A 3,509-nucleotide genomic window follows, 5' to 3' on the forward strand; every position below is an offset into this window, starting at 1 on the left:
CCTCTAATTTCGAAGGAGCCATCCTCGAATTCATCCATGCAAGCGCACTGACGGCAGATGCGTACATCATCAATCCCGCCGGCCTTACCGAAGCCGGTGTAGCCACCAAACACGCACTCACTGAGACGGGTAAGCCCTACGTCGAGGTGCACTTCGCGAACATCGTCGCGCCCCCCTCGGCGCCTCGCGGTCTGCCGATCGGCCCCTGGCAATCTACATTCAGCGCCAGTGCCACGGGCGTGATGATGGCATGCGCGAGTACAGCTATGCCGCCGCTATCCTCTCGTTGGCCATGGCACTCGATGACGAGAACTTCATCGGGGCCGGGCTCCCTCCAGCCAAAGGAAAGGAGCCTTAGCACTGCCTGGGTATTCTAGCAGGCAAGTTTAGCCGCAAGTTGCTGCTGCAGTACGGGCAGGAGTTCCCTGGACAATGGAACAGCTCGATCAGCCGGTGCCGGACGGCCGGCAAGCTCGGCTGCGACCGGGCTCCAGACTGGCACTACCTAGCCCCTGTTCTCGAACCGGGTTGCGCTCCGAGCCTACCTGGGACAGCCAGTACGGTTTGAGAACACGACCTAGTGCCGAGTTTCCTCAAGGTAGGGATCTGGTAGTATAAGTCCCCTCCTGGGCTGTGTGGACAGGCCCAGCTTCCACGTAAGGAGGGCGCCATGAGTCAGGCCCTTCTACAAGCGGTCGAACAGATCAAGCCGATCATTGCGGAGCACGCCCAACGCGCCGAGGCGGACCGCCGCCTTTCCGACGTCGTGTATGAGGCCATGCACCAGGCCGGGCTGTTCGGGATGCACGCTCCAAAGGCCCACGGTGGGCTTGAGCTCCATCCGGTCGACGCGATGCAGATCTATGAGGCCATCGCCCGGATCGACTCGTCGGCGGCGTGGAACCTGCTGATGAACCAGGGCATCTCCGCCTACGCCGCCTGGCTGCCCGCCGAAGGCGCGCGTGAGCTGTTCCGCGACGGCCCCCCGGCAACGGCCGGTGCCTTCAACCCGCCTGCCGCGGCAACGCGGGCGGAGGGCGGGTGGCGCATCACCGGGCGGGTCCCCTTCGCCAGCGGGTGCCACAACGCCCAGTGGCTCGCCATGCCTGCGGTAGAGATGGACGACCACGACCAGCCGAAGGTCGACCCGACGACAGGCATGCCAAAGGTCTTCGGCGCGTTCTTCCCGCGTGCCGACGCCCAGATCCTCGACACCTGGCACACGCTCGGGATGCGCGGTACCGGATCGGCCGATATCGCCGTACGCGACCTGTTCGTGCCGGACCAGATGACGGCCCCCGTCGGCCCGCTCCGTCACCCAGCGCCCGGGTTCGAGGGGCCATTGTTCCGGTTGTGGCCGTGGACCAACATCCTGAGCGAGGCGACCGTTTCAGTCGGCATCGCTGCCGAGGCGCTCGATCAAGGGACCCGGCTCTGTACGACAAAGACTGCGGCCTACAACGCGATGCCTCTTCGGGAGCAGCAATTGGTGCAGTACCAGATGGGTAAGGCCAGGGCCCGGGTGGAGGCGTCGCGCGATACTCTCCATCGCGCCGCGAGCGCCGCCTATGATGAGGTGGCAGAAAGCGGCGCCGGACTCACAGCCGACGGGAAGATCCGCCTGCAGCTCGCGGTGTGCTTCGCGGCCGAAGCCTGCGCCGAGGCGGTACGGCTCGTGACCGACTCGGTCGGCACCGCTGCGATTCGGTTGGAGGAGCCGTTTCAGCGTCACCTCCGGGATGCCCACGTATTGCTGCAGCACTCCTCGAAATCCGCCGCCCGCTACGCCTCGGCGGGACGGCTGATGTTCGGCCTTGAGAACGACTGGGTCTGGCTGAGCTTCTGACCCCGCCCGGGCCGCCCGCTTAGGCCGCGGCGCGCGCGGCGGCCTCAAGCGCCGGCAGGGCAACGTGCAGCCGGGTGCGACGAGCCTCGCCGATGAGATGCTCAAGCTCGGCCCTGGTCGCGCCGTCACACTTCCCGCAGCCCCAAGCGGTGAGCACGCGTCCGCGGGCGACGTAGAAGTCTGCCCACGGCAGTGGCTCCGGCCGGGTGTAGTCCTCGAGCGCCGCTATGTGGCGGGCCGCCTCCTCGGTCTCGCCGAGCTGGAGGCAGACCTCGATGGCGTCCGGGTAGAACCACAGCGGGTTGTGGCCGACGCAGCCGCCTCGGATGATGGCCTCGCCCTCGGCCAGGAGGGCGCAACGCTCCTCCCGATCCTCCACGCCGAGCGCCAGAGCGCTCAGCGTGCGAGGCCCTTCGAAGGTGATCCCCGTTCGCCGGCATACCTCGACCGCCTCGCGCAGCAGCGCGACCGCTTCGCGGCGCTGGGCGTCACGCAGCGCCAATCGGCCGAGATGGCGCAGGCAACTCGCCTCGAAACGCCAGGCGCCGAGCCGACGAACGAGGGCCTGGCCCCGTTCCGCCTGCTCCCGGCATGCTGCTGCCTCGTCGAGGTTGAAGAGGGCGAACATGGCCGCGGCCCGAGCGTTCAGCTCCGCACGGAGGTGGCCGACCCGGGCCGCCGCCTGGGCTGCCGCCAACGCGTGCTCCACCACCTCCTGTTGCGGCCGGAAGTAGACCATCGTGTGGGCGGCCTGCGCCAAGTTGGCAACCTGGATCCGGCCAAAGCCGTGACGGCGGCAGAGCTCAATGCACTCGCTGAGCCGCCCGTGGGCGCTGATCATCCGGCCGCGCATGTATTCGGCGTCGCCGAGTCCGCCCAAGGCCGCGGCTTCCAGCTCGGGTGCCCCAGCACGACGCGCGAGCTCCAGGCTACGCCCATGCTCCCGCAGGCAGCCCGTGATGTCGCCACGCGGGAAGAAGAGGTTGCCGCGTACGTAGTGGACGCGAGCGGCTTCGGCGAGGAGGCCCTGCGCCGCCGCGGCCGCCTCGGCGCGATCCAGGTCAGCGAACGCCGCCTCCAGATCATCAGTGACACGCTTCACGGCGGCAAGCCCGATCCAGGCTCGGCACCGCTCGCTCTCATCTGTGGCCCCGTCCAGCGCCCGCTCGTAGGCCGTGAGCGCCTCGGGCATGGCACCCAGGTCATGCAGGATGTCACCCTCAAGGAGTGCTAGCGCGGAGCGATGGCCGGAGTCGGCCGCGAGCCCAAGGCCACGCCGGGCCAGCCGCAACGCCGTCTCGTAGCGATAGCCGGCTGCCTGCGTGCGGGCGGCGGCGAGATAGGCACGGACCGCCGCTGGGTCCTCTGCCCGGTCGAGGTGCTCGGCGTGGAGGACCGGATCGCGCTCTGCGAACCAGGCTGCGGCCCGGCGGTGTAGCTCGCGGCGCCGGTTCCGCAGGAGGCTATCATAAATGGCGTCGCGGATCAGCGCATGGGCGAAGAGATAGCCGCCTTCGGGCTGGGGCCGCACGAGCAGCTGCGCGACAAGGTTGTCGGGGACGTAGCCCGGCCGCTCGAGGACGTGGGCCAGCACCGCCGAGTTGAAGCGCTGCCCAAGCACGGAGGCACCCTGGAGCGCGGCCTTGTCTGCAGAGTCGAGCCG

At 68.4% G+C, this 3,509-nt stretch carries 2 protein-coding genes and 1 pseudogene; 2 read left to right on the forward strand and 1 reads right to left on the reverse strand.

Translation table 11 applies throughout. From position 1 onward, the window contains the following. The first annotated feature begins 47 nt into the window (after positions 1 to 47). Both EQG76_RS33410 and EQG76_RS10920 read left to right on the forward strand, forming a co-directional pair. Positions 48 to 377, forward strand: a complete 330-nt coding sequence (locus EQG76_RS33410) for a type II 3-dehydroquinate dehydratase (RefSeq protein ID WP_407925528.1) — start codon at positions 48 to 50, stop codon at positions 375 to 377. Between the two features lie 293 nt (positions 378 to 670). Continuing rightward, positions 671 to 1,846 carry an acyl-CoA dehydrogenase family protein gene (locus tag EQG76_RS10920; RefSeq protein WP_159713287.1) on the forward strand — a complete coding sequence of 392 codons (1,176 nt, stop codon included), beginning with the start codon at positions 671 to 673 and terminating at the stop codon, positions 1,844 to 1,846. 19 nt (positions 1,847 to 1,865) lie between these two features. Here EQG76_RS10920 and EQG76_RS10925 read toward each other — a convergent pair. Then, positions 1,866 to 3,509: pseudogene (locus EQG76_RS10925) on the reverse strand (adenylate/guanylate cyclase domain-containing protein); the annotation flags it as partial.

The sequence above is a fragment of the Geminicoccus flavidas genome (assembly GCF_009806515.1).
Lineage (GTDB): Bacteria > Pseudomonadota > Alphaproteobacteria > Geminicoccales > Geminicoccaceae > Geminicoccus > Geminicoccus flavidus.